The sequence below is a fragment of the Microvirga sp. KLBC 81 genome, from assembly GCF_003075415.1.
Taxonomy (GTDB): Bacteria; Pseudomonadota; Alphaproteobacteria; order Rhizobiales; family Beijerinckiaceae; genus Microvirga.
Genome location: NZ_QDAH01000039.1, coordinates 28,202 through 54,308, shown reverse-complemented (window position 1 = coordinate 54,308; position 26,107 = coordinate 28,202). Strand labels below are relative to the sequence as shown.

The following is a 26,107-nucleotide window of genomic DNA, read 5'->3' as shown; positions in this document are numbered from 1 at the left end:
TGCTCCCGTCATACGCATCCGCCCTATTGGACCACCCAAAAGGCTCCTGGTCGAGGCCACCCGCGCACAGGTCTCATAAACCCCTTGTCCGCAATCATGAGAGAATGGATGGAATCTAACACTTGATGCCCGCGCCGGACGGCGGCGATGATCTCATCTGGGTTGGCCGTCCAAGTGAAGGGCTTGGGACGCGCATTGGTTTCAGCAACGTAGCGGTTGATGGCCTCCTGAAGATCGACCACCGAACGGAACACGCCGCGCTTGAGCCGCTGGCGGGTCAGCTTGGCGAAGAAGCCCTCCACCGCATTGAGCCACGAGCATGAGGTCGGGATGAAGTGGAAGGTGAAGCGCTCGTGGCGATCCAGCCAAGATCGCACCTTTGCATGCTTGTGCGCCGCGTAGTTGTCGAGGATCACGTGCACCGCCTGACCCGCCGGCACCTGGGCCTCGATGGTGTTCAGGAAGCGGATAAACTCCTGATGCCGGTGACGCTGCATGTTGCGGCCAATCACGGTGCCGTCCAAGACATTCAGGGCCGCAAACAACGTGGTGGTGCCATGACGCTTGTCGTCATGGGTCATGGTTCCGAGCCGGCCCTTCTTCAGCGGCAGTCCGGGCTGGGTGCGGTCGAGCGCCTGGATCTGGCTCTTCTCATCAACCGAGAGCACGATGGCATGAGCGGGTAGGTCGACGTAGAGCCCGACCACGTCTCTGAGCTTATCGGCAAACTTGGGATCGTTGGAGAGCTTGAACTGGCGATAGCGATCCGGCTGGAGGCCATGCGCTCGCCAGATGCGGCGCACCGCACTGGCGCTGATGCCGCTCTCCTGGGCCATCATGGCGGCGGTCCAGTGGGTGGCCTCGGCCGGTGGGTCAGAAAGCGTGAGGCGGACGACCCGCTCGGCAACGGCAGGCCCGAGCGGCTTGATCCGGGACGGGCGGGTCTTGTCGCGCAGCAGCCCCTCGACACCCTCGTGCATGAAGCGCTCCTGCCAGCGCCAGACGCAGGTCTTGGAGGTGCCGGTCCGGCGCATGATCTCGACGGTACCGACGCCATCGGCGCTCAGCAGCACGATGGCCGCCCGCCAGACGTGCTTCCGGGCCGTGTTCCGGTTGCCGATGACCGCCTCAAGTCGCTGCCGGTCGGAGGAGGTAAGGACGATGGAGATGCCAGTGCGCATCCCTTAGCCTCGCATGCGCGCCAGCCGAGGGGAATCCGCAAATGGATTCTTTTGTCAGGCACTGACCACTGGGAGCCCCAAAACCACAGTTTCGCGCAGGCCTATCTCGCAAGGCTGCAGCGCCCCAAAAATCGTGATTCGTTCACGGTGGAGACGCTCGCCGCCAACATCGGCGTTGTCGAACAGGGCCCTGGGCGCGGAGTGCGTCAGACTGCGGTAGGTCATGTCGCGTTGAGGCTCGTTCGATGTACGACAATGCTGGACATGCGAGACCGCCTGTTTGAGCCATTTCGTTGTATTAGAAAGAGTTCTTCATTTGGCATGCATATTGCTACCAGGCATTTGCAGGACACGCCACGGACCGACTTATCGAGCGGAGATATCGACATGCTAGCACAACGGTTTCTGCCGAGCCCTACTTCCGATCATCAAGGAGCGGATCGTTTCAGATGCAGAAGTAACTGGCTGTTCGCGCCTGGTCGAGGCAGCACAGGCCCATATTCCGCTGTCGTGCCCCGGCTAGCGGCACGAGGGCGCCGAGAAACCCCCCGCCGTCACGACCTTCGGCTCGCTTCATAAGCCGGTTTCGGGCGCTGCAATCTTGCCGCGAGCGTGGGAGAAGTGATCGATGCCGACGCGCTCAAGCGCGATTTGGATCAGAGCTTCGGCAACTGGCTTGCCGAAGCTTCCCTAATGCCGATTGCGGAAACCACAGCGAAGCCGAGGCAGAAACTTGCATTGAAGTGCAGCGTCTGGGGCTGGCCCCGGATACATGCAACAGTAGGAACCTAAATCATGGCTAACTCTGCGGACCTCGACCTGTTCCGCCAACGCATCGCCGATGCGCTCCCTTCGGCCAATATCCCAACCTTACTACTCCTTCTGTACCAGTTCACAGGAAAGGAGTACTGGCTCAACCCGCCGTTTGTTCCCGTGAAGAGTGGCTGGGGCGACAACGATTCAGGGGGGCTCGCGGCCGAATTGCAGACAAAGATCCGCAATGCAGCACTGGCCGCGATCATCTCTTGGCGCCGCGGCGCACAAGTCGCCAAGCAGGACCTATCGGCAGAAGAGTTGATCCGCATGCTGACTGTGTCGGAGGCCGAGCCTATCCCGCCAGAATACGCTGACATGATGATTCATAAGCTGCGGAGATATTCAGGCGCCATTCCGGATCCGGTGTCCTTGCCGGAGGGATTTCGTGTGCTCATCATCGGGGCGGGTATGTCCGGTGTCGCAGCCGCGGTTCGGTTAAGACAATTGGGCATCTCCTACATCCAGATCGAAAAGCAAGACAGCACCGGCGGGGTCTGGCACTCACATCACTATCCTGGCTGCGGAGTGGACACGCCCGGGCATCTCTACTCCTACACTTTCGCCAGTGGCGACTGGAGCAAGTTCTTCCCGTTACAAAAGGAAATCGACGACTACTTCAACCGTGTTGCCCGCGACTTTGGGATCGAGAGCTCCATCCGCTACGGCACCGAGTGCCTGGTCACCCGCTATGACGAAGAGAGCCTAACTTGGCACTCCCGGTTACGCTTGCCCGACGGTACGGAAGAAAACCTCGTGACCAATGTTGTCCTCTCGGCCGTGGGGGGTTTCACCACGCCGAAATGGCCGAACGTTTTGGGCCTGCGCGACTTCGACGGCCCGGTGGTACACACCTCGGAATGGGATCCAGAAGTCGCGCTCGACGGTAAACGCGTGGCCGTGATTGGCAATGGGGCTTCGGCAATGCAGGTTGTTCCCGCCATTGCAGATCGGGTGGGTGCCTTGACAATCTTCCAGCGCTCACGCCAATGGGCGGCGCCCTTCCCGAAATTTCAAAAGCCGGTTCCGGAACCGGTGCAGTTCTTGTTCCGCGAGGTGCCACACTACGAATGGCTGTACAGGCTCCGGCTGAGTTGGATTTTCGACAGTGAAGTGCACGAGGCCCTGCAGAAGGATCCGGCCTGGCCGCATCCGGACCGTTCCGTGAATGCGGTCAACGACGGCGACCGCGAGACTTACACACGATACATCGAGGGACAGCTGGCGGGGCGCCCTGACCTTGTCGCCAAGGTCATCCCGTCGTACCCGCCGTTCGGCAAGCGGATGCTCCTAGACAACGGCTGGTACAGAACCCTACTGAAGCCACATGTTACGCTGGTAGACGAAGCCGCTGCGCGTGTTGAGGGCAGGTCGATCCATACGATTCATGGTGAAACGCATGGGGCAGACGTTGTCATCGTCGCCTCGGGCTACGATACCACACGCTATCTACTTCCGATTCAGGTGATCGGACGCAATGGTCGGACGGTACGTGAGGTCTGGAACGATGATGACTGTCAGGCGTACCTTGGCACCGTTGTACCGGGGTTCCCGAATTTCTTCATGCTCTACGGCCCCAATACGGCGCTTGGCCATCGCGGCAGCTTCATCTTCACAATCGAGAGCCAAATCGATTACGTGCTGAGTGTTCTGCGCCAGATGGGCGAGAATACGCTTGTCGAAGTAGAATGCCGGCAAGATGTATATGAACGTTACAACCGAAAGATCCAACAAATGCACCAGCAGATGATCTGGAGCCATGCCGGCATGTCCACTTTTTTCCGCAACGATCGAGGGCGAATCGTAACAAATAGCCCTTGGCGTCTGGTGGATTATTGGAAGTTGTTGAAGGAGGCGGATCTCGGTGACTACCGTACCGTGCCGCAGGTTGGTTCCCGATTAGAGGCTTCGGATGAAGCGGTTTGAGAGGGCGGTCAACGACCCCCGCTCGCAACTACGGCCTCGACCTTCTTGACCGCGGCCGCCTCATCGGCATTATGCTGCCAAGACGCTCCCCTCGTCGAGCTCGAAAGGCGCTGTGAGAAGGAACTGTCGCAAGTCTGACTGAACTTCAGCCTCAGGTTGCGTTTGGTCGCGGCGAGCTATGCGAGTGACAAGTTCGTGTAGCAAGTTCGTGTGCTCGTCTCTCAATTGGTCTCGCACGGCCGCCAAGCCGCCGATGAAATTGCGTTGGCCGCCTTCGATTGAGGGCCAGAGGTGTTCTTGGGCATCAGCCTGTCCACGTAGATTGGGATGTCGTGCATCTCCATCGCTCTTAACTCCCACTCAGGTCGACCCGCAGCCGATCTTCGTAAACGGCTATCCGTTTCCTCGCGCGATCAACGACGTCGTCGAAGAACAGGATCTCAACATACTCGTCGAGATCAACCCTCCCGGAAGCGGCAAGAACCTCAACCGGCAGGGCGTGCTGGCCAAGGATGACCGCAGTCACCGATGGCTGCCGCACCAGGGCCACCTCCATCCGCGGGGCATCCGGATTACCGAGGACATGTTCGATGCCGGATAGACGCGGCCACGTGAACTTTCCACCCTGCCCGCATCCCGACTCGCCGCCTCAGTTACCGGATTTTGACATCACATTCATGATCCACGCGCGCTCAGACGACACACGCGTATACACACCGTACTTCAGCGGCGTTCCACAATCGTCCCCAGTTGATACGATTCCAACCAAGATGGCGTTCACTGGTCTATTGCCTGGTTTTGTCGTAAGTTATGGCTGAGAACAGAAAGATACCAAAGCCGCATGAAATGTTTATGCGACAAGCTGCTCGAACTGATCGGTGAGCGATGGTTGCCAATTATGGGCATACTTCGCCTGTCCCTTGCGCATCATGTGAACCATCTCGATCCCGCCCAAGATCGCACGGGCGTTGTCCACGGACTTGAACCCAAGCATCGGACGCACCCGCCGCTTGATGGCACGATGATCCTGCTCAATGCGGTTATTGAGGTAGCGATTCTGGAGAATCCGGATCGGCTTCAGCTGATGTCGTGATCGATCCGGCAGCCTGTCTGTCGTATCACAGGACAGGATCGCTTCACGATTGGTCTGGCTGCCGTCGATGACAATCCTCTCGTGACGGCCATGTCGCTTGGGAGCCTTATTCAGGAAGCGTTTGGCGGCAGCGAGATTGCGTCGCTCGCTGAACCAGAACTCAATGGTGTCACCGTGGCTGTCAATGGCGCGGTAGAGAAAGGTCCACCGTCCGCGGACCTTAATATAGGTTTCATCGATGTGCCACCTCCGAGTGACGACCCGCTTGCGGAGGTTGAATTGTTCGAGAAGGAGCGGGGCGTAGCGCACCGTCCACCGATGGATCGTCGCATGGTCGACCTCAACACCGCGCTCCGCCATCATCTCCTCAAGATTTTGCAGGCTCAGATTGTAAGCCAGGTACCATCGGACGCAGAGCAGGATCACTGACCGATCAAATTGCCTACCTTTGAACATCCTGCCTCACCCTCTTCCGCCAGTGCGGGCCATAGCCCCGCGCTAGGAAAGAAAGAGTTGCGACAGATCCGAATTGCAACCCACGGTGATCTGGGTTTTCTTGTGCATCCGGAAAAAACGCTCTTCGTCAGCTACTCGTCAGCCAGCCAGTCTATCCAGGCAGACTGAGCATTCTCGACCTGATTGGAGGTGGAATATGACGGGCATTGGCCGAGCTGGGAAATCGCACGTTGGGGCTGCAGGAGCCGACAGCACGTGGGGATCGAGCAGTTCGGGCCCGGAGCCCGGTCCCGCCCCTGGGGAAGGCAGCCAATCGTTCGATTCCGTCGTGGAGCGGATGGGCTCTGGGCCTCACGATAGAACGGCGCCGCTCGTGAGCCAGCCACCAACTTCGGGTGTGGCAGCCCCAAGAGGCGACGAGATCAAGGCAGCGAACCGAAAAATGCGCAGTCTGCGTGAGGACCTTGATGCTTGTCGTAATGCGGCCACGCAAGCCCGGAACCCGTCGGAGGCGCAAGAGCTGATCGATCAAGTCGTCAAGGCAGGCTCGGAAGTTCTGGCCTACTACGCGAGCCTGCCCCGAGATACCGCGCGTAGCATTCTGTCCGACAAGCAGGCTCGCCGACTCCGCGATGAGACGCTCGATGCGGCGGACCAATGCAACAAACTGGCTACCGCGACTATCTACGAGTTGGAGCCGCGCAGGAAGAAAGCAGCAGACGTGCTCGACAAGATGCGAGCTGACAACGCTCCGCCCGACCAGCTGAGCCGAGCGGTATCCAGTGTGGCGAAGCACTACCTGGCCTGCATGGAGTGGTGGGGAAAGAAGGTCTTGCGCTCGGAACGGATGCAGTCCGTCTGCGCGACCACCGCCAACTTGCCAAGCGCCACGCCCGAGATGCGGAAGGCCGAAGAGGCGGCACTACGCCTGCATACCGGCTGGGCACTTCATACGAAGTGCATGTATCTGCACTCGCGGATCGCTCTCGCGCGACTTATGATCGAGTCTCAGGCGAGCACGGTCGGACCAGCCGTGAGGGAAATCCTCATGGGTGCGAACGGGCGGGTGCATCTGCTGGGAACCTTCATCGAGGACGTTTTCCCGGCATTCCTCTCGACGTCCGACGCTGTTCTGTACAGCAAAGGGCGCGCACTCGACGCAGAGCACTGCGCCGTTCTAGAAGGAGTCATGGAGCGGCTTTCGGAATTTGCGTCAGGGGTGCACGGCATTGTTGCAAGGTTAAGGGATGCGGGAACGGGTGCCGAACTTCCATTGGAACTGTTGGACCAGATCGTGGAAGGTGCATGGGTCACCGCCCACGAAGTCACGCAACTCCTGGCAGTGCAGCCAAAGATGCCAGCCGTGATTGAACCGCCGGCCCGGGCTGCGATACTGGAAAATACTGCCGTAGTGGCTGAGGGCCACGCGGCGCGCAGGAAGGGGAAAGGCAAGCGCACACCGGCCGCAGGCGAGGGGAGTTCGACGGCCGGGCTGCCCGAGCCGCAGCTCGCCAGGCGCGACGCCGACACTGCCCCGACAGCCAAGCTTATTGTACTCTCGGATCTGGGTACGAAGAAACTCGCGAGCGCGGAGGAGGCACACGCGAGGGCGTCATCGTCGGCAACCGGGCATCTGGAGATGTGGCAGGCTCCGCCCTCCAGGAAAGCACTGACCGGATTACTCAAGCGCTTGGACGAGCTGCTGCAGTTCGATCTGCCGGCTCAGCAAAGCGCCGTCTCGCAAGCGCGCCAGATGAAGCCCGAGGACGCCGACCACGTCGTGGATCTCGTCGTTAAGCGCCTGCAGACGCAGGCCGCCGAGATTGAGGCCTGTGTAGCCGCGCTGGAGGAGCCTCGCCGACGCGGCCTACTCACGCCTGCGCAAGTGCGCGAAGTGCACGACAAAACAGTCCGGCTCAAGGCGATGTTGTCCGAGGTGCAGGGACAGGCGAACTCTTTGAACGCGCGAAAGACGGCGATCATGATCGATTGCACGAAGACCTACACCTTTCCGTCGCAGAAGTACATTGAACAGCTCCGGGCGGCCGAGGAACTGGCGCCTGTGGATCGACCGCGCGCCTTGAAGGGCGAGCCAGGGACGCTGTTCGAAATCAGGCTGCAGCCCAAAGCGCTGCGCAATGGGGCGATGCCAAGCCCGATGTGGGTGCACATCCATACGAAGCGTCCGGTACATGCGGGGCAGTTGGCGATGCTGGATGATGCCGACTTCGCCGCTTGCCACGTCAAGTCCAATGACCAGCGCGGCCACAATCGGCAGTGGCAGAACGCCCGGGCTGCAATGGGTCACGAGAACGTCGTGATTCACCGTGGCAAGCTCACGCCTGCATTCTGTAAGTCGTTGTTGAGCATCGCCCCGTGGTACCCCCTTCCCGAGGCGGAGCACGCGTCGATGCAGTTCGCGCGCCTCGGGATGTAGTTACCTGAGTGTCTCGCGCCAGAGCGTCGCTGTGGTGACACCATCAAGCAGACCGTTATCACCGAGAGGAAATCCTCGATGAGCTCGAAGCCGGCGCGGGCTCCTTCGAACAGATCGACAACGGGGTCCGACGAAATTCGATCGGGAGCGTCGTGACCCCGACTTCCTTCCACTTGGCAGCTGAACCGTCAAATGCCGGCGATGGGTCGGCTCAAGTCCAGGCGCATACGATCAGCGCTCCTGGCCCTTCAGCTTCGAAAGTGAGTACAGATGAACTTCGTCTCAATGAATCGGGCGCGTCAACAAACGGATAGCGTGGACGCGCAAGATGCCTCTCCGGCCGACTCGTCGGCAGAGGCGGCGACCTTTCAGCGGCAGCTGAGCGAGGTCGCTGTCCCGTCCGCTCCCGTGCTCATGCAGGTCCGCGCCCATCAAGCGGATGCATCGCGTTCTGAGGCGCGGCCCATCATGCGGGCGAGCGGGCATCCATATACGCCGGCTCCGCACGGTCAAGGCGGTGGAACGATGCTGAATGCGTCGGCGCGGCCGCCCGGCTATGCAAATTTGGTTTTCGCAGGTCGCAGCCTGGATCCTGTTTATTCCGAAGATGCGTCTCTTATTGAGGGGCTGAGGCCGGCACTCATCAAGGCTGGGGCCTCCGAGCGCACCGTCAGGCGCAATGTACTTTGTCTTCTCAGATTGGGGCATTGGCTCGTAAAGAACGTAAAGCCGGGCATTGCTGCCCGGCTTTACGACAAGTCGCTGGACAAGGATGCCCAGGAGTTCGGCAAGCAGGAGGGGCAGGCCGTCGCTACGCCACTGGATCATCTTCGAGCCTCCCAATCGCCGGGCGGCATCGCGCCAATTGCAAGCCGGGTTGAGCTGAATCCCTATCCCCAGGATGCGGATCTCATCAAAAGGTACAAGGAAGAAGCAGCGCCAGACACCGCCAACACCGCCAGGACCTATGCAACTCTTCTTACCGATTTCAGTGATTACCTCCGTGAAAACGATAAGCCCGGCATTGCTGCTCGACTTGGCCACGACTCCCTGGATGAAGATGTCAGCCGGTATAAGGAGGCGGACTCCCGTGGCCGCAGCAAAGCCGGGGCCGCACTGGCTCATCTCCTGAGGTCGCCGGCGGGTGCTAGAGCGATGGAACTCCGGCGTCATATTCGCCCCGTTCCTGATCTCGAAGACGCGGTTCGCGCCGAGCCGAGACGGACCTGGGCCGCGACTGCGCAGCACAGCGGGTCGACCGGAGCTATCAGCTGGCCGGAGACTCTGCCTGCGAACCAGCATGATCTGCTTTTAGAGACAATGGACGGACGCAGCTCCTCGCCACCTCTCGAGACAATCGCGCACCATCAACAGGCAGCGGATGCCGGAGGGTCCTTTCGTGACTTGAACTTGCCCCGCGACGACCATTGGGTTCCGGACGAGCTGACCGGTGCGTTTGCTAGCAGCGATCTCCTCGCAGACGGGGTCCTCATCGACGAGGAGCGTGACGCAGCGCAGGCGAGCCCAGCGAAAAGGCTGAGCGGCCTAAACAATCCGCAGCGAGCTATCATTGAGCGGCAGCTTAGCGAAATCAGCAGCTTAGGCGGTCGCCTGCCGAGGCTGGCCCCCACCCATCAACTGAGCGTATCGCCATCGGAGGCAGAGCACGAAGACAACCTCGCGCCAAGCGGTGGCGCTATGCTGGGCGCCTCGGCGGTGCAGCCTCGGCGCTATATTTCTCCTGCTCTTGATCCAAAAGATGCGGCGCTCATGGAGCCGAGCCGTATCGTGGATGGCGCTGCACAGCACAGCGCTTCGCAGAGAGCTGGCGGCTGGCCAGAGGTTCTCCCTGCGGAAGGTCACGATCAGGATCAGCTTTGGGGGATCATGGACGAACCCCGCTCTTCGTCACCTCTGGAGCCAACCGCGCGCCGCCAGGCGCCTGATGCACAAGCGAGCTTTCATCACGTGAACTGGCAGCACGACCACCACAGGGCTGCGGACGGGCTGATGGGTGCGTCAGGCAGGAACAACTTCCTGTCAGACGAGGAGATCCTCAACGATGAGCATGACTCAGCCAATTCGAGACCGACGCGAGGCGTTGCCATTGGGCGGCAGCCGAATGAAATCGGCAATTCGCGGAGCCGCGTGCGAATGCAGTCCTGGGCCAATGAGGTTAGTGCATCATCATTGGACGCACAGGCCATGATGCTGGCCAGTGGGCACGAAGAAATCCTAGCGCTGCATGCCCAAGAGGATGAGGCGGTGCTGGGCGCCTCAGCGCTGCAGACTGCTCAGTCAAATGGGGTGTTGGTAGGTCGCACCAAGGAGCCGCTTTATGCCAAAGATGCGCTCCTTATTTCCGGGCTTAAGGAGGCGCTCCTCAGGGGTGGAGCCGCCGAGAGCACCGCCACGAGCAACGTCGGTTATCTGCTCAGCTTGGGCCGCTGGCTCTTTGCAAACGACAAGCCGGGCATTGCTGATCGGCTTCATGACGAGTCGATGGACAAGGATGTCGAGGAGTTCATAACACAACGTGGGACGGCGAACGTTCGTTGGGCACTAGCTCATCTGCGGACCTCTCAGTCGACGGGAGGAGTCGTACCGATCGCAGGCCGCGCTGACCTGACTCCTTATCCCGAGGACGGGACTCTCATCAAAGAGTACAAAAAACAAGCAGTGACGGCCGGAACGTCAAATACCGCCAAAACCTATGCAACTGTTCTCACGGATTTCAGCCACTACCTGCGCGCAAACAACAAGCCGGGCATTGCTGCTCGGCTTCACGAGGAGACATGGAATGCGGACGAACCGCTGAATGAAGCGATCAAGCGCTACAAGGACGCCGGTGGTCACAAAAGTATCGGCGCGGCACTTGATCATCTCCGTGCGGGAGCGAGAAAACTCAACGGTCCCCCTTTTTATTTCGAAGACGCGCCCTTGATTTCCGGACTTCAAGACGCACTCGTTAAGGCGGGGTACAAGGAGATCACCGCTGAGACGAATTATGCTCGTCCTCTTCGCAGATTCAGCCGGTGGCTCGTTGCAAACAACAAGCCAGGAATCGCGGCTCGGCTTAACGACGAGTCGCTGGGCAGCGACGCTGCGATGTTCGATAAAAGTCGGAGGCGGCCCGTTCTTACCGCACTAGATCGTCTCCGGGCCTCCCAGTCGGCGGGCGGAGTCGCGTCAATCACTGACCGGGCAGGGGGCATTGAGGCCGCGGCTAAGCAGGGCAGGTCGCAGCCAGCTTTCAGTTGGCCAGCGGTACTCTCTGAGGGGGACGATCAGGATTTGTTTTTTGGGACGGTCGATGAAGCCGGTGCATCGTCGTGTCTTCAGCCACCGCGGCATGGCCTGGCATTGGATCCTACAGAGTCCCTTCGTCCCTCGAACTGGCGCCACCATGACCACGAACTGACGGATGAACGTCACAGGAACACCCTCGTGCCAGGCGCGCAGATTCGCATCAGCGATGAGCATGATACAGGGGAGTTGAGATCAGCGAAGAGGCAGAAGACGCTAAGCAATCCGCAGGACGTCGCCGTTGAGCGGCAGCTGATGCAGACCCCATCCCATCAACTGGGGGCGTCACCATCGCAGAGGCAAGCTCCGATGCCGTCGCGTGCGCACGAATACGCCCCAGCGGCACATCCAGTAGCGAGGCATGTCCGAGACACCGCTAGGCAGCACAACGCATTGCGTGACGCCGTCAGTTGGCCATTGGTCGTCTCGAAGGGTCACGCTCAGAATCAGCTTTCGGTGATGGTGGAAGGCAGCCCATCACGGTCCGTCTTGGTGCCGCCTGAGCAGCTTCCTGCCGAAGACGCGGAGCTCTTGGCAAAGTTCCGGGTAGACGCCGAGCAGCGCAAGATCACCCCAGGGGCGATCAATAACAGTGTTTACGGGCTTGGGGCGTTTGTTCGGTGGCTCCAAGCAAATAACAAGGGACCTTTAGCTTCTCGGTTGCGAGACGGTTCATCACTGGACGAGGAAATTTCGGCCTACAGGAGCCCGGGGCGGGACCCTCAGAACCGCCTTAAATCGGTTATGAATCATCTCCGGCGGCTCTTGCGTGGGGGTGAAGGAGCCGAAGCACCCGAACCCCGAGTCCTTGGTCGCCCCCGTCACCTGGTTCCTCATCCCGAAGACGCCCCCCTCATCGAGGGCGCGCTCGGCCAAGCCTTGAAAGCTCTTAGAACCCCGACTGCGGCGCTGAGGCAGTCTGCGCAGCAGCGGGCTACACGTCTTCGTGCGCTGAGTGCGTGGCTTAAAGCAAATGGCAGGGGGACCATAACCGGGCGACTTAACGGCTCCAGCAAGGAGCAGTTAACGCTGGACAACGATGTGGTAGCCTTCCAACGCACTGGAGGCAGAGTGGTCGGTCCCGATTTGTCGCATCTTCGCAGCTACTTAAAACTCGTCGAGGCGAACCGAGAGCTGGGGCTGCGAGCCCGTGAGCAGCCGAGTTCGCCGGCCGCGCAGGGCGATCGGCATTCCGGCTCGGCGCAGGATCTTCCCTCAACGCCAGCCAGCCCGAGCGCGGGAGCTTGGGCTTGGTTGGGTGAACAGCTGCAAGAACCAGCATCACCATCCAGGCCCCCGTCACATGCTAAAGGCAGGCTGGAGCCATCTGTTGATCTGAATGCGCCGACACCGTCCGAATTGCGCGACGATGCTCACTTTGCGCCGGCGCATCCTGCCAGGGCTCGTTCAGACACCTGCAGCGGCCTAGAGTCTTTTGTTGATCTGAATGCGCCGACACCGTCCGAATTGCGCGACGATGCTCACTTTGCGCCAACGCATCCTGCCAGAGCTCGCTCAGACACCTACGCTGGTCTTGAGCCATTGATTGATCTGAATGCGCCGACACCGCAGGAGCTGCGTGATGATGCACATTATGCGCCTTTCCCGCGCACATCCGCCGATGCTCAGATCGGGGCTTTGGATCCGACAGCCTCCTCCCACGGCCGCAGCGGACTAGAGCTCGGCGCCACGGAATGGCTGGGCGACGAGCATATCCACAGGGATTACCAGCTGCTGGAGCAGTGGTTGGAGGAGAACCATCCGGATCTCGCCGCCCGGACGCAGCTCGTGGATCCTCTTGTAGCCCATTATCAGGTGCGCCTGGCGGCCGTCGATAGCGACGCGCAACGCAGATTCCAGCGCCTCATCGATCGGAATGGTAATGATACAGCCGACTTCCTGTTTCTGCCAATGAACAATGCCGATCGTCCTGATCAACACGGCACCCATTGGTCGCTGCTGTTCGTTGATCGCAGAAACCGGCAACGGCCGGTCGCCTATCACTACGACTCCATCCTGGGATGCAACGAAGACCGTGCAGCACAGCTCGCAAAACGGCTGGGCCTCAGCCTGAGGCCAGCCGACATGGCCGAGCAGCAGAACGACTATGATTGCGGCGTCTTTGTCGTGGACGGCACGCGAGCGCTGGTTAGTCGGTTGGCGCAAGGAGAGCGGCCAGAGCATGAGCCGCTGCACCTCGACAACCTCCGCGCCAATCGGCAGTCCCTCCAAGACCGACTTCGGGCTCATCCCGGCTTGGGCTAATGGAGCTGGCTGGAGCGGCTCTCCCGGACACTAGACCGTGGGCTCGCCTGAGCGAGCGGATCAGGACAACACCTCGCTCCGCTTTTGGATCAGGCCGGTCCGGCGGTCGAGATGCGCGCTCTTCAGATCGTTGGCAAGCTGGCGAGAAACAAGTCGATCGGCGGGGGGACTGCCGCAACTCATTCTTTCCTATCGCGGGGCTATGGTCTGCGCAGGCGAGAGAGAGAGAGTGACGCGGGATGTTCAAGGGCCGGCAATTCGATCGGTCGGTAATCCTGCTTGGCGTGCGGTGGTATCTCGCTGACAGCCTGAGCCTGCGGGATCTCGAAGAGATGATGGCCGAGCGCGGCATCTCTGTTGATCACGCCACGGTGGGTCGCTGGGTGGTCCGTTACTCACCCGAGCTTCTCGAGCGGTTCAATCGATGCAAGCGACCCGTCAGCCGGAAATGGCATGTGGGTGAGACGTATATCAAGGTGCGCGGGCGATGGATGTATCTGTACCGGGCCATCGACAGCAATGGCGATACGGTGGAGTTCTGGTTCAGCGAGCGGCGCAATCTGGCTGCCGCGAAACAGTTCCGGCGCAAGGCGCTGAAGCGGCACGGTCGCCCCGAGCAGATCGTGATCGACGGCAGCCAGACGAACCGGGAAGCCGTCCTGTCCTGTGACACAACAGACCGGCTTCGGGATCGATCTCGGCGCCAGCTGAAGCCAATCCGGATCCGACAAAGTCCCTACCTTACGGATGTATTTGACAAGCTGCTTTCGACGCCAGACAGAGTTTTTGTCTTTCGCCGCTGCCCTGCGGTCGTCTGCGTCCAACCATTCACTGTTTGATTGGAGTGGGTCTGGGCGCGACGAGAGGCTCGCCGGTCTACCTGGGCGATGAGAGTGCGTGCGGTACTCGCCCCCTACCGGCGAGTGGATCGGCAGGGCTGGTTCTGCTACATTGAACGGGCTCGGGTGACCCCGGAGCGAAGAGCAGGGCGTGAGGTTGCAACCCTGCCGCGCAGCTTAGGATCGTCGCACCTCATTGGCGGCACCCGAGCACCCTTTCGGCAATCGCTGTTTCCAGCCAGCCACAAAGCGCCGGTAGGCTTCTTCGGCCTCACCGACCATCTCCCGCTCCGCCTCCCGCACTGCCTTCTTGCTGTACGCGGCAGCGGATCCTTTTTGCCTGCCACCACGGTGCGATGGATACCCCGCTGCCAGTTCCAGGTGTCGCAATTTCCACTGCAGCAGCGCCGGCCGGCTCCAGGTGTAGTCTTCAGTCTTGCTCAGCATATGCCAGACGATCACCGCCAGCTTGCGTGCCGTTGCCACGGCAGCCACTGACTTGCCGCGTTTGTTCCTGATGCGCACGAAGAAGGCCCGCAGTGGGCCTGGTACGCCGGAGATCACCCAAGCGGCCTCGACCAGCATCGAGCGGGCATGAGCGCGTCCCTGCTTGCTGATCCGGCCATGGTAGGCGGGCTTGTCGCCCGACTGCCGCACCTTCGGATTGAGACCGAAGTAGCTCACGAGCTTTTGCGGTGAGGAGAAGCGATTGATGTCGCCGATCGCCGCCAGGACGCTCATGGCCACCGTGGCATTCACCCCTGTGATCGTCATCAACCGCCTGACCTGCGGATCGTCGAGCGCCTTCTGGGCGAGGCTCTTGTCCAGTTCCACAAGTTCAGCGCTGAGCCGATCCAGCTCACCGGCATGGCGCAGGATCACACGGCGCTGATCCTCGGCGAGCGGGAGGGCCTCCAACCAGGCCCTCCCGCGCTGCGAGAACAGGTTTCCTGGGTAGGGTGGGATCAGGTGGGCGTGCAGAACCGAGTGGATCCGGTTCTTGAGCCGGGTCATCTGCGTGACCAGCTGAGTGCGTTCGGCCGTGACACGCCGGCGTGTCTCGGTCTCCTCGTCCGGCATCCAGACTTCGGGTAAAAACCCACTCGCATGGAGCTTTGCGAGCACCCGGGCATCGATCTTATCGGTCTTGACCTTGGCCCAGGCGATTGCCCGCACCAGGTTGGGATTGGCAATCACCACGCGTGCCACGAACGGCGACAGCAGGCGCACGATGGCGCTGGTGTTGCCGGTCGCCTCCAGGACGATCTCGTCGTCCGGCTTCAGTGACTGGGCAAACCGCAGCAAGCGGTTGCGTTCGAGATTGACCTTTCCGGCATCCCGGATAACTCCCTTCTCTAGGATTGCCATCTGAGCGAAGGACCGGTGGACATCGAGAGCAATGATCCTCATCTCCAGCTCCTGTTCGGTTGCACAACCTCGGGAGCCAGCGGGCCACACGACACCTACGGATCCGCGCTCGCAGCGCACCCGGGCCAGTCGAAGGGGCGGCCAGATAACAACACGAGCTCTCAGCTCAGAGGTACTTTCGGCCTGCCCACCTTACGTGCTCCCGACACCCCTATCCCGGTCTGCTGAGGGTAACCGACCCTTCAGCTGTCTGAAAAGCGGATCGAGGTGTCGCGCCTATTCATGCCCGATAACAATCGCATTGAGCAGGACCATCGTGCCATCAAAAGGCGGGTTCGCCCAATGCCTGGGTTCAAGTCATTAGACAGCGCTCGGGCCGTGTTGAGTGGGATCGAGATGGTCCACATGATGCGAAAAGGACAGGCTCACTACGCCCAAAACCAGCAACTGTCGCTCGCCGAGCAGTTCGAGCGGCTCACCGCATAAGCGCCTACCGTTCACTCTGGCAGTTCTGTGTCTATCGCCAGAAATTGCGACAGATGGGGTATTCGGCTTCGCGCCATCTTCATCGACTGTCGGAGGTGCTGCGCTTCAGGCTGATGGTACACCGTGGTCTGGGTAGGACCCGCCACAAGCATCAGGGGGAGAAGCGCAGCATGAAGCATTATGCCGGCCTCGACGTCTCGGTCAAAGAGACTTCGTTGTGCATTCTGGACGAGACGGGCAGGGTCTGTCGCGAACTGAAGGTGACCAGCCATCCAGACGACCTGGTGCAGGTGCTCCGGGATCCGGCCTGGCGGCTCGAGCGAGTCGGGCTCGAAGCCGGCCCACTGTCACAATGGCTCTATAGCGGGCTGGCCATGGCCGGGCTGCCGGTCATCTGCATCGAGACGCGCCACACCAAGGCCTTCCTGAAGGCGCCAGTGAACAAGACCGACCGCAACGATGCTCGCGGCATTGCTCAGATGATGCGCGTCAACCTGTTCCGACCTGTGCATGTGAAGACGCTCACCAGCCAGAACCGACGCGCCCTGCTGACGGCCCGCACGTTGTTGCAGGAGAAAGCCATTGCCATCGAGAACGACATCCGCGGTCTGCTGCGCAACTTTGGGCTTAAGGTTGGGATCATTGGCAAAGTCAAATTCGAGGACCGGATCCGCGAGCTCGTGGCCGACCTGCCGGAGCTGGCTGACATCATGGCTTGCCTCCTCGAGGCCCGTCAGAGCCTGCGGGAGCGCTTGGCTACTCTTTTCCGCAAAGTGTTGGCAATGGTCCGGGAGGATGACGTCTGCCGGCGCCTGATGACCATTCCCGGTGTCGGCCCCGTGGTGTCGTTGGCCTTTAGCGCCACGATCGACATTCCGGCGCGGTTCAAGAATTCCAAGGCGGTTGGCCCCGCTCTGGGGCTGACGCCGGTTCTCAACCAGTCCGGCGAGAGCAGTCGCATCGGGCGGGTCTCACTGTGCGGCGATGCCATGATGCGAGCGCTTCTCTATGAGGCGGCTCAGGTGCTGCTGACCCGGGTGCAGAAATGGTCGTGGCTGAAGGCCTGGGCCATGACCGTGGCCCGACGGCGCGGCCTGCAAAAGGCCATCGTGGCTCTGGCGCGTCGCTTGGCCGTGATCATGCACCGCCTCTGGAGCGATGGCACCGAGTTCCGCTGGACAAAGGAGAGTGCCGTGGCGACCGCCTGATCGGCCCGTTGGAACAGCCTGTCACACGAACAGAAAGCTAGACGAGTTTCCGCCAGCCGATGGAGAGACGCCCCTTGCGGGACGATGGATGAGGTGAGTTCGCTAGGGTTCTTGTGTCGGTCGCGCCTGGCGCGATCAGAACGCGCGACAGATTGGACTGCCTCGTTCTTCTGATCCCATCATGGGAGAGCCCGAGAGCTGATCCCGAAGAGAAGCAAGGACCCGCGAGTGACGTCAAACATCGGCAACGTGGAAGGCCTGAAAAGCGCTTGACCTCAAATCGCCGAATAGAGAAGAACCCGACCACTTTGTGGCCATCGAAGTCTTCAAATTCGAGCTGCGTGGACACACAGTGTGTTTGCATCGGACCTCCTTGGCGAATCCGGTAAGCCTGGGTAACTAAAGGGTTTTTCAGAGTCGCGGGGTCGATGCACCTCTTACTTTGAGAAACTCAGGCTAGGAGGTGACGCCGCCGACAAGCCGCCGGAGGACTCGGTGCTGAGGTTGTTTCACGGCGCCGCGACCACGATCATTCAAGATGGGCGATAGGAGACCCTTCTTTTGACGCGCCGCGCCAGGACAGCTTCGTGCGCGAGCGTCGGCCCGTCCAGAATGAATTTGGCAATATGACATGACGTCCCGCGGACATCAGTGCGGTCTTATTGGCATTCGGTCCATCTGATTGTCAGCTTCTCGACAGGTATCTCTCTTACCATTGCTGGGGGATTGTGCCGCCATCGCATCGGAAAGGCTCGAGGCGCTCCATATTCAAAGGAGAAACAGGATGAATATCAATTCAATCAACCCATTAAACGCTAGCCCACAGCCCGGCTCTCCACCAGCCGCCAACGAAAGGGCATTTGCTCACCAGCTGAGCGGATTTCAACATAGCCCTCCGCCACATGCTGCTGACTCACTAGTGCCGCGGGGAGAAGCCTATTCGCCATATTTGGACACGGGGCATCCCTACTCGCAGTATTTGGATTCGGCGAATCCTTATCCATCACCGTTTGATTGGCAGGATGACCTGTATACGCGGTCTACAGCCTCTCCCGCCCCATTGATCGCTGACAGGGAAAGGTCTCCCCAGCCTAGCGAGCAGCAACCGCATGCTCGGGCGCTGCAGGACGTGCCCGAATACGATCAAGATCTGATATGGCAGCATGTGGACGCCGCGGGACCGCAAGCTGGAACGTCGCAGGCTGGGCCATCGCAGGCTGGGCCGTCCTCATCCGCAGGGGCCGCGCCGGCTGAACTTAAAGATTTCGTTACGAATTGCGGACTTCCTGCGTGGGACCACTGGGTCTTAGCTCCTCAGACGGCCTCAGAAGACCAGATGAACATGCTAAGAGCCAAGGGGCTTATGCCAACCGCGGAGGTGCCGACAACAACCTTTTTGATGATGGGCGTGCCTCACACTGCCGAATTCCGAGAAGAGGGGCTTATTCGTATAAGGCCCTCTTTCGACTCTGGCCTTTGATCTGCGGAACCGGGTGCGGGCTTGCCTACAGAGTAGGAGCGAGGCCCGCGCTGTTCTTCAATCGTCTCGGAGAATTGCGCGACCGGACCTTCGCGCGACCGGACCTTCGAGAGCCAGTTCTACCGAGCGTCCGGGCTGAACCTGCTGATCAACGCCATCGTCTACTGGAACACGCTCTATCTCGAACCGGCGTTCGCCGAGCTCAACCGGGAGGGCATTCCCACGCCGCCCGACGTCATCAAGCACATTACCCCCCCTCGGCTGGTAGCACGTCAGTCGGATCTGTCGCAACAATTTGTTTCAGAGTTTCAGCTACTGAGACCGTGGTCACGGTAGTGGAGGACGCAGTGTTCAAGGGCAGGCATTTTGATCGATCGGTGATCCTGCTCTGCGTCCGGTGGTATCTGGCGTACAACCTAAGCCTGCGCAATCTTGAGGAGATGATGGCCGAGCGAGGAATCTCCGTCGATCACGCGACCATTCACAGACGGATTGTCCGCTACTCGCCTGAACTTCTGAAGCGCTTCAATGCACGCAAGCGAGCCGTCACTGCCAAGTGGCACGTGGATGAGACTTACATCAAAGTCTGAGGCCAATGGAAATATCTCTATCGGGCCATCGACAGCAATGGCGATACTGTCGAGTTCTGGTTCAGCGAGCGGCGCAACCTCACTGCTGCCAGACGGTTCCTGCGCGAGGCGCTCAAACGGCATGGCCGACCCGAGAGGATCGTGATCGACGGCAGCCAGACCAATCGGGAAGCCATCCTTTCGTGTGATGCCGAGAGCCGGCTGCAGGACCATTCAAGGCGTCGGCTCAAGCCGATCCGGATCAGGCAGAGTCAATACCTCAATAACCGCATTGAGCAGGATCACCGCGCCGTCAAGCGCTGCGTGCGATCGATGCTCGGCTTCAAGTCCGTTGACAGCGCCCGCGTGATCCTGGGTGGCATCGAGTTGATCCATATGCTGCGCAAACAGCAGGCGAAATATGCCTGCAATCAGCAGCTGTCACTCGCCGAGCAATTCGAGCAGCTCGCTGCATGAGCGCGTAGCGAAGACCTACCATTCTCTCATCCCTGCCCCGGATTTGCGACAGAACCATCTGCCCCGCTTACCCCGCTTACCCCTAAAGGCCACGCTCTGGCGTACTGCTAAGCCTTTGAGAGCGCTAGAGGCGAGTGCAGCAGATGAAGTTAATCAGGAACTGGCTACGGTCTAATAGACGGATGTGCGCCGTTTTATGCGGCTGCATCGTGAACTACTTTGTCTGAGGTCTAATTATGGGCGGCCATGTAGGCCTCTCGTCGCAAGCCGAGCCGCTAAAGTCTTTGTTTTCAAAGCACTTTCGCCGACTGTGTGAAAGCCCTGCGCTCTCCAGCTGGTTAACAGAATGACTTGAGAAACGTCTCCAAACGATCAGTTTAAGGGAGCCCGATCAATGTACAAGGGGGCGAGGCAACTGCTGTGACCAGAAACGTACGCAATAGGACTCGTGCTCCAAATCAAAGGATGATCCATCAGGGCTGGAATGGCGAGCCATTTCCAAATGCTTGTGCCAGACGGTATTCTGTCGAGAGCGGGCCACCTCCGCCATTATCTACAAGCCCGCGCACTTGGTAGCCGCGGCGCTGCTTGCGGCGAAGCCAAGTTTCTAAGGCTTCGACTGCGCTATCGTTTGTTTGATGAATTTCAATCCGCTGGCGACCGCGCTGGCCAATCCGACCCCACTCCCGAACCAGGGTGGGGTCACCAAAGAGTGACGGCTCGATGCGCAGAACGTAAAAGCGCGACACGTTCTGTGATGGATCACAGCGTTCCAAAACAAGGACATTGAGCTTGTCTGACATGAGCTCAAGTGTCGTGATCCTCAGGCTCGAGGTCTAATGAAAAGCTGGAATCAGTCACGGGCCAACTGATTCACACCCGTGATGCATCGTGTCCTTTGAGCTTGTTCGCGCGACTGGACGAGCCTGCCTGAAGCGCCATGCCCGATTCCAGCGAGCTTTCCCTTTCGCTCTCGTCCATCGACGAAGTATCACCTTCCGGCATAAGTGTTCGTAATGAGTTGGGCTGTGCAAGTGCCCTCTTGCTGAACGACGCGGGCGTATGTCAGCCACTCTCTTCCAAGGCGCTGCATTCGCGTCATGCTGATTTTCTCCCACCACCCGCAGCGACCCGAAGGAGAGCCATGACCATAGGACCGACCGAGAACTTCCCCTCTCGCGCCCGCTCGGTCAGATTTCGCAGGTAACCGCCGGCGCTCACGATCATCTCGGACCGCTGCAGGATCGCGGCAATCACGATCGCGGCGTCTTCATCGCCCATGACGGCACAGGCATCCTCCCAGGCGGAGGGACTGATCCCCAAGGCACCTCTTGCCAAACCGGCTGCGGTGATGAGCTCACGCCAGGTCGAGATCCCCTGCCCTCCCTTCGTGTACATCGCGATGTCCGGACACGCCTGCAGGACTAGGCTCAGAGAAAAAGCCCTGATGGGAGGCTTCTTGGCTTCAGGTTCTGGCGCCGCCGTTTCTTCCAGCCTTTTTTGAAGGCTTTGTTCAGAATCTAAAAAGGGGTTTGGTTTTGAACTATGATAGTGACGCCCATTTTGGGACTCATTGGCGCTCATACTTTTAATTTTGAGCTGAGTTTTCAGGATGTTGTCCACATCAGCCCAAAGAGCCCGCAAATTGGCAGCGATGGCTTCCAGAGTAGCGATCTCTGCGCTGCGGGGCGGTGTCCCGTTGAGAGCGTCAAATCGCGCAAGAAGGTCGTTCCACGGGCCGGCGAGGTCCTCCTCGAGCGCAACAGCAATCGTTTTGGAGATGTCCCGCCGGAGCACCGTGATCTCTTCCCGCAGCAGGTATCGCGCCTTCCTCTCGGCTCGTGCTTGTTCAGCCAGACTCTCGAATTCCGCAGCACGGGCCACGAGCGGCGAGAGATCGAAGCCAAACGCCTGCTCGATCGAACCCCCCTCCCCTTTTCGGGCATACCGCTTTCCATTCGGGCTGTCGCGACGGATCACCAGGCCAGCTTGAACGAGAGCTGCCAGGTGGCGCCGCAGCGTAGAGGGCGACATGCCATTGGCCCGGAACGTCAGGGCCTTGTTGGATGGAAAGACGATCAGATCCGAGCCAAGCTGCAGCGTAGTGTCCTGGTGGAATGTCAGGAGCGCATTGAGCACGCTCAGCGCCCGATCGGAGATGCCGAGGGCCGTTTTGGCTTCCCGGAGGTTGTCGAAGACCTTCCACTTCTCAGCCAGGGCGTCCTTGGGCCCGGCCTCTGAAACCGCTCGCGCGGCCACCATGGCCAGCGACAAGGGCCGCCGGCCGAAGGGTGTTGTCGATTGATGCACCGTCATGGCGTTGACCTTTTTCAGGCCAAGCGTGTCCGATCCCAAAAGCTGTGAGGCTCTTGAGGTGATAGGCAAAGCTCAGATGTTCGGAGAAATTGCCGTTTCTCCGTTGACACCGGATTCGCTGTATGGGACTCTGAAGCTGTGTCGGGCTTCATTGTCCCACTGATTTCTAAGGCCTTCGGAGTTGCCGCTTCGGAGGCCTTTGCTTTTCCTACGTCGTCACGCCGTGGCGCTTCTCCTCTGGTTGATTTCCCGTGTGACCTGATCGGCTGTCTCATTGCTGCGCACGAGAATCGGCCGATAGGACTTCGTCCATGCCTCCACAAAGTTATCGGGGAGGTAAGAACAATAAAGCCTTTGAAACTCCTCAGGAATTCCGAGCGGAGAAATCAAAAATCCGGACCAGTCTCGGCCGGAGATACATCCGCTCTCAGATTTGCTGAGAGGCCGGTTCGATATCTTGCTCGCAGAAGGATGCACGGGTACGCTCAGCCTGGCGGGGCGCTGGCTGATGACCGTGTATCTGTTAGGAGAACCGCCAGCGTTACTGCTGCTATCTCTTATGCTGTGCGCTGGGAGAGCCCAGCTCTTGAACGATGCTGCGAGCACCGCACCCTCCTTTTGAGGGCAAAGCAAGAGCGTTCACCGGAAGCCGATGTTCATTGACTACGGACTGTCGGGATGGCATAAAGTGCTTGTTCAGGACACTTGTTGCCGGCCCTCGGTAACTCCAAAGGCCTCGAAGTTTCCAGCTTCGAGGCCTTTTGCTTTGCCTGATTGACTAACTGGTGAGGTTTACCTCCTTACGGACAAAAGCAGCTGCGAGAGCTGCGTGGATGGCGTCCTGCCGCGTCTTGAACTGACCCGCTAAAACAGCCTCATCAAGAGCAGCAGCAACAGCGGTGGAGACCCAGACGTTCATCTCCCGATCTCCCCTCTCTCGCCGCAGCTTGCGGAAGCGCTTTGTCCGTTCAATCGCTCTTGTGTCCGACATCACAGCCAACCATCTTCTCTCGTGCATAACGAGGAACGCACGATTCGAAGTTGCAGTGGAGTCAAAATGCAAGATTGAATCAGAATCGGACCATTTTTCTCTGGAAAACTTCACTTCCTGTTAACCGTCAGTCCTCTGGCGCTCCGATTCGAAGGCTGCGAGCAGCTCTGGCAACTTGTCGAGCAGGTATTGGCCGAACGCAGGTGCAGCCTTCTCATCGATCTTCAAGACGGTGGCTGAACTCGTCCGCTCAGCGCGTGCGAATTGACGGCCTTTCGGGTCCTTGATGGTGATAGGGGCACCTATCGCCTTAGGTGTTGTGAGAGCCTTCGCGATAGCGGCGAAGCGGGCATCGCTATCGAGCGCATTGAAGTTGTCAGATGAGGCGGCTGCCTCCGCTTTCTTGATCTCAGACTTTCCTTTCAGCGCATCTGCGAGCGCCATCCACGAGCGCCGCCCGGTCTTGGAAGCGGGCCCAATTGCATCGATGAGAGCAGACGGAATTCGCGCGACAATAGACAGCATCGTCGAGAGGTCCGTCTTGTGAACGGACAAAGCCGCTGTGATTGTTGCGCGGCTGAAACCCTTGCGTTCGAGATGGTGTGCAAAGAGCGCTCGCTCAATGAACGACAAGTCCTCTCGCTCGTTGTTTTCCTGGCCCTGAGCAATGACGAGCTCTTCGTCACTCAGATTACGGACGATCGCACGAACCTGGCGCCCCAGCTCCTTAACAGCCCGTAGGCGCCGGTGTCCAAATGCGACCTGATAGTGGCCATCCTTCTCCGGATGAGGCCGCACGAGAATGGGGATGAGCTGACCGTTTTCGCGGATCGCCTCAACGAGACGCTGATGAGCGTCGTCTGTATTCGGAAGGCGATCAGTAACAAACGAGGGGTCGACCAACATGGGGTCGAGATCAACGACAGATTGCCCCTGCGCGAGCTTTTGCTCAATCTCCTCCGCACGCTGTGCCTTGGCCTGAAACTCATTGAGCGATTGGCCTAGGGCACCTACAGGACGCGCTGCGGGATCAGTGACAAGGCCTGGCGCATTCAACAGCGGTCGCAGACGGTTTCTCGGAGCGCGTGCTTCGGTATCACCAGCCGGCTCGACCGGAGTGTCTTCGGATGCGGTACGTGCAATCAGAATTCCTTTTCTCATGCCGCAGCCCTCCCCCAGGCCTTATTGATGAGCGCTTCGATCTCAGCATTCACGCTCGTGACGGATTCAATGGCGCGATCGTATGTCGTGCGAGTGAACTGCTGACGGTCCACTTCAAACAGAGTTTGGTTCGTGATGCCCGCATCAGACACCGCCGTGCTCTTGAGCATCGGATGGTTGAGTACGGCCGATCCGAAGATAGAGCGCAGGAATGCAACCATCTGGTTCTGCGGCCCATCACCAGGCTCGAACCGGGTGATGAGATAGTTCATGAAGTCGAAGCTGCCTGAGCCGCCAGCTTTTCCGATTTCCTCGAGGAGGTCGCCGGTCATGATCAGGAACTGGTTCATCGACATGACGTCGAGCATTTGCGGATGCACGGTGATGATTACACCCGTTGCAGCGCTGAGTGCGGAGAGCGTTAGGTAGCCGAGCTGCGGCGGGCAGTCGATTACAACGACATCATAGAGATCCTGCACCTCTGCCAGCGCTTGGCCGATGCGCGCGAAGAAAAGAGTATCGCCCGCTTTGCGGGTCATAAGAGCGCGAGGTGTGTCATGCTCGAACTCCATGAGCTCCAGGTTGCCCGGGATAAAATGGAGATCAGGAATGTACGACGCCTGCACGATTTCCGAGATCGGCCGGCGCTCATCGTCGTATCGGAGCGCACCGTAAAGCGTTTCGTTGGATCCGACGTCCAGTTCAGGCTGAACACCGAACAGCGCCGTCAAACTTGCCTGCGGATCAAGGTCAATCGCGAGCACGCGGTAGCCGCGGAGAGCAAGATATTGGGCTAGGTGCGCCGTTGTAGTTGTTTTCCCACTGCCACCCTTGAAGTTCATTACTGAGATGACTTGCAGGTGTTCGCTGCCAGTGCGGTAAGGCAGATATCGACGCGTGCCGCGTGACCCTTGATCGAGAACCTTGCGAAGCTCGTGGATGTCCTGCACCGAATACGAACGGCGACCGTTCACAGTTACAGGGACAGGTCCCCTCCCCTCTGAAGCGACTTGGCGCAGATATCCCTCGTGAATGCCCAGCAGCTTTGCGACCTCGGACGGGGAAAAGTTGCGGATCGTCTTGTCGGACGATGGAGGAAACGAATTCCGAATATGGAGCTGCAGTTGCCGTGACAGATCAGCAGCATGAGCCTGGACGACGGTGCGAAGCTCTGTCGGCTTTGGACTTTCGGTGCTCTTTGTGCTTGGCACGCTGTTTTTCCCCTTTGCTCGCATCTGCGGAATTGAGGGCAGATTGCGCATTTTTCCGCAGATGGCAAGCTACGTCGATTCGAGTAGCAGGAGCAATTCGTTTTGTGCTAACAAAAGGTTAACGTCGGAAGCGGTTGAGCACACTATGTTTGCCGGCACAAATTTCAGCGCCTGGGGTCACGCCTGTTGGAGTTTGCGATCTGTAGAATAAGCCGTGCCAGGGCAGCCCGGACGGTATCAGGGCGGGAGAGCAGCGCTCTCTCTGCCCTTAATTTGAGATCGCAAAGGAGGCGGAGCTCGTCGAGTGTTGTCGGGTTTTCCAACGACTGCGATATACACGACCAGGCGTCGTTGTACAGCGGCGCCCTTGCGAGGATGCGTTCTCGGTTTCGATTGATCACAGACGACATGACACTTGTAATGAGCTTTTTCGCCTGCTCCTCTGACATCGAACTCGTCCTGCCAACCTGCGGTCGGAGGAGCTTCTGCATGAACGCAGTCATTTGTTCATCGCTCATGGTTAG

At 59.5% G+C, this 26,107-nt stretch carries 14 protein-coding genes and 4 pseudogenes; 8 read left to right on the top strand and 10 right to left on the bottom strand.

The genetic code is table 11. The annotated features are described in order from the left end of the window. Positions 1-23: 23 nt before the first annotated feature. Positions 24-1,181, bottom strand: coding sequence for an IS630 family transposase (locus DC522_RS20875; protein ID WP_371680114.1), 1,158 nt, complete (start codon positions 1,179-1,181; stop codon positions 24-26). A gap of 795 nt (positions 1,182-1,976) precedes the next feature. On the opposite strand from DC522_RS20875, the gene DC522_RS20870 reads away from it, so the two are divergent. Then, on the top strand, positions 1,977-3,920 hold the full coding sequence (locus tag DC522_RS20870; protein ID WP_116530550.1) for an NAD(P)/FAD-dependent oxidoreductase: 1,944 nt from the start codon (positions 1,977-1,979) through the stop codon (positions 3,918-3,920). 349 nt (positions 3,921-4,269) lie between these two features. Here the strand turns inward: DC522_RS20870 and DC522_RS34330 are convergent, their stop codons facing one another. The 3 genes from DC522_RS34330 to DC522_RS20855 form a co-directional block, all read right to left on the bottom strand. Further along, a complete protein-coding gene (locus tag DC522_RS34330; protein WP_133239331.1) occupies positions 4,270-4,461 on the bottom strand; it encodes a hypothetical protein in 192 nt (63 codons plus the stop codon). Between the two features lie 108 nt (positions 4,462-4,569). After that, positions 4,570-4,701, bottom strand: coding sequence for a trypsin-like serine protease (locus DC522_RS37340; protein WP_116530548.1), 132 nt, complete (start codon positions 4,699-4,701; stop codon positions 4,570-4,572). A 69-nt stretch (positions 4,702-4,770) separates the two neighbouring features. Beyond that, positions 4,771-5,469, bottom strand: a complete 699-nt coding sequence (locus DC522_RS20855; protein ID WP_116530547.1) for an IS6 family transposase — start codon at positions 5,467-5,469, stop codon at positions 4,771-4,773. 196 nt (positions 5,470-5,665) lie between these two features. Here DC522_RS20855 and DC522_RS20850 point away from each other — a divergent pair, with 196 nt between their 5' ends. The 3 genes and pseudogenes from DC522_RS20850 to DC522_RS20835 all read left to right on the top strand — a co-directional run. Further along, the gene (locus tag DC522_RS20850; protein WP_116530546.1) at positions 5,666-7,906 is read left to right on the top strand and encodes a hypothetical protein; all 2,241 of its coding nucleotides are present in this window, start codon (positions 5,666-5,668) and stop codon (positions 7,904-7,906) included. Between the two features lie 270 nt (positions 7,907-8,176). Continuing rightward, complete coding sequence (locus DC522_RS36140; protein WP_245444384.1) at positions 8,177-13,477, top strand: Ulp1 family isopeptidase; 5,301 nt, start codon at positions 8,177-8,179, stop codon at positions 13,475-13,477. A gap of 239 nt (positions 13,478-13,716) precedes the next feature. Next, a pseudogene (locus DC522_RS20835) lies at positions 13,717-14,226 on the top strand (IS6 family transposase); the annotation flags it as partial. A gap of 267 nt (positions 14,227-14,493) precedes the next feature. Here DC522_RS20835 and DC522_RS20830 read toward each other — a convergent pair. Beyond that, positions 14,494-15,726: an IS110 family transposase gene (locus DC522_RS20830; protein WP_116530545.1), complete on the bottom strand. Its 1,233-nt coding sequence runs from the start codon at positions 15,724-15,726 to the stop codon at positions 14,494-14,496. A gap of 249 nt (positions 15,727-15,975) precedes the next feature. Here DC522_RS20830 and DC522_RS20825 point away from each other — a divergent pair. The 4 genes and pseudogenes from DC522_RS20825 to DC522_RS20805 all read left to right on the top strand — a co-directional run. Beyond that, a pseudogene (locus DC522_RS20825) lies at positions 15,976-16,170 on the top strand (DDE-type integrase/transposase/recombinase); the annotation flags it as partial. Between the two features lie 170 nt (positions 16,171-16,340). Beyond that, positions 16,341-17,378 (top strand): IS110 family transposase, encoded by a 1,038-nt coding sequence (locus DC522_RS20820; protein WP_116530544.1) that lies wholly within the window; start codon positions 16,341-16,343, stop codon positions 17,376-17,378. Positions 17,379-18,905: 1,527 nt separating this feature from the next. After that, a pseudogene (locus DC522_RS20810) lies at positions 18,906-19,113 on the top strand (Tn3 family transposase); the annotation flags it as partial. 92 nt (positions 19,114-19,205) lie between these two features. After that, positions 19,206-19,904, top strand: a pseudogene (locus DC522_RS20805) (IS6 family transposase). Between the two features lie 473 nt (positions 19,905-20,377). Here DC522_RS20805 and DC522_RS20800 read toward each other — a convergent pair. From DC522_RS20800 to repA, 5 genes are all read right to left on the bottom strand, one after another. Then, positions 20,378-20,707: a WGR domain-containing protein gene (locus DC522_RS20800; RefSeq protein ID WP_116530542.1), complete on the bottom strand. Its 330-nt coding sequence runs from the start codon at positions 20,705-20,707 to the stop codon at positions 20,378-20,380. 295 nt (positions 20,708-21,002) lie between these two features. After that, positions 21,003-22,220, bottom strand: coding sequence for a plasmid replication protein RepC (gene repC, locus DC522_RS20795; protein WP_116530553.1), 1,218 nt, complete (start codon positions 22,218-22,220; stop codon positions 21,003-21,005). 778 nt (positions 22,221-22,998) lie between these two features. Then, the gene (locus tag DC522_RS34965) at positions 22,999-23,139 is read right to left on the bottom strand and encodes a hypothetical protein (protein WP_165820234.1); all 141 of its coding nucleotides are present in this window, start codon (positions 23,137-23,139) and stop codon (positions 22,999-23,001) included. Between the two features lie 192 nt (positions 23,140-23,331). After that, entirely contained in the window at positions 23,332-24,372 is a 1,041-nt protein-coding gene (gene repB / locus DC522_RS20785; RefSeq protein WP_116530540.1) for a plasmid partitioning protein RepB, read from the bottom strand. Further along, positions 24,369-25,583 carry a plasmid partitioning protein RepA gene (gene repA, locus DC522_RS20780; RefSeq protein WP_245444382.1) on the bottom strand — a complete coding sequence of 405 codons (1,215 nt, stop codon included), beginning with the start codon at positions 25,581-25,583 and terminating at the stop codon, positions 24,369-24,371. The genes repB and repA overlap by 4 nt, the downstream gene beginning before the upstream one ends. Between the last annotated feature and the right edge of the window lie 524 nt (positions 25,584-26,107).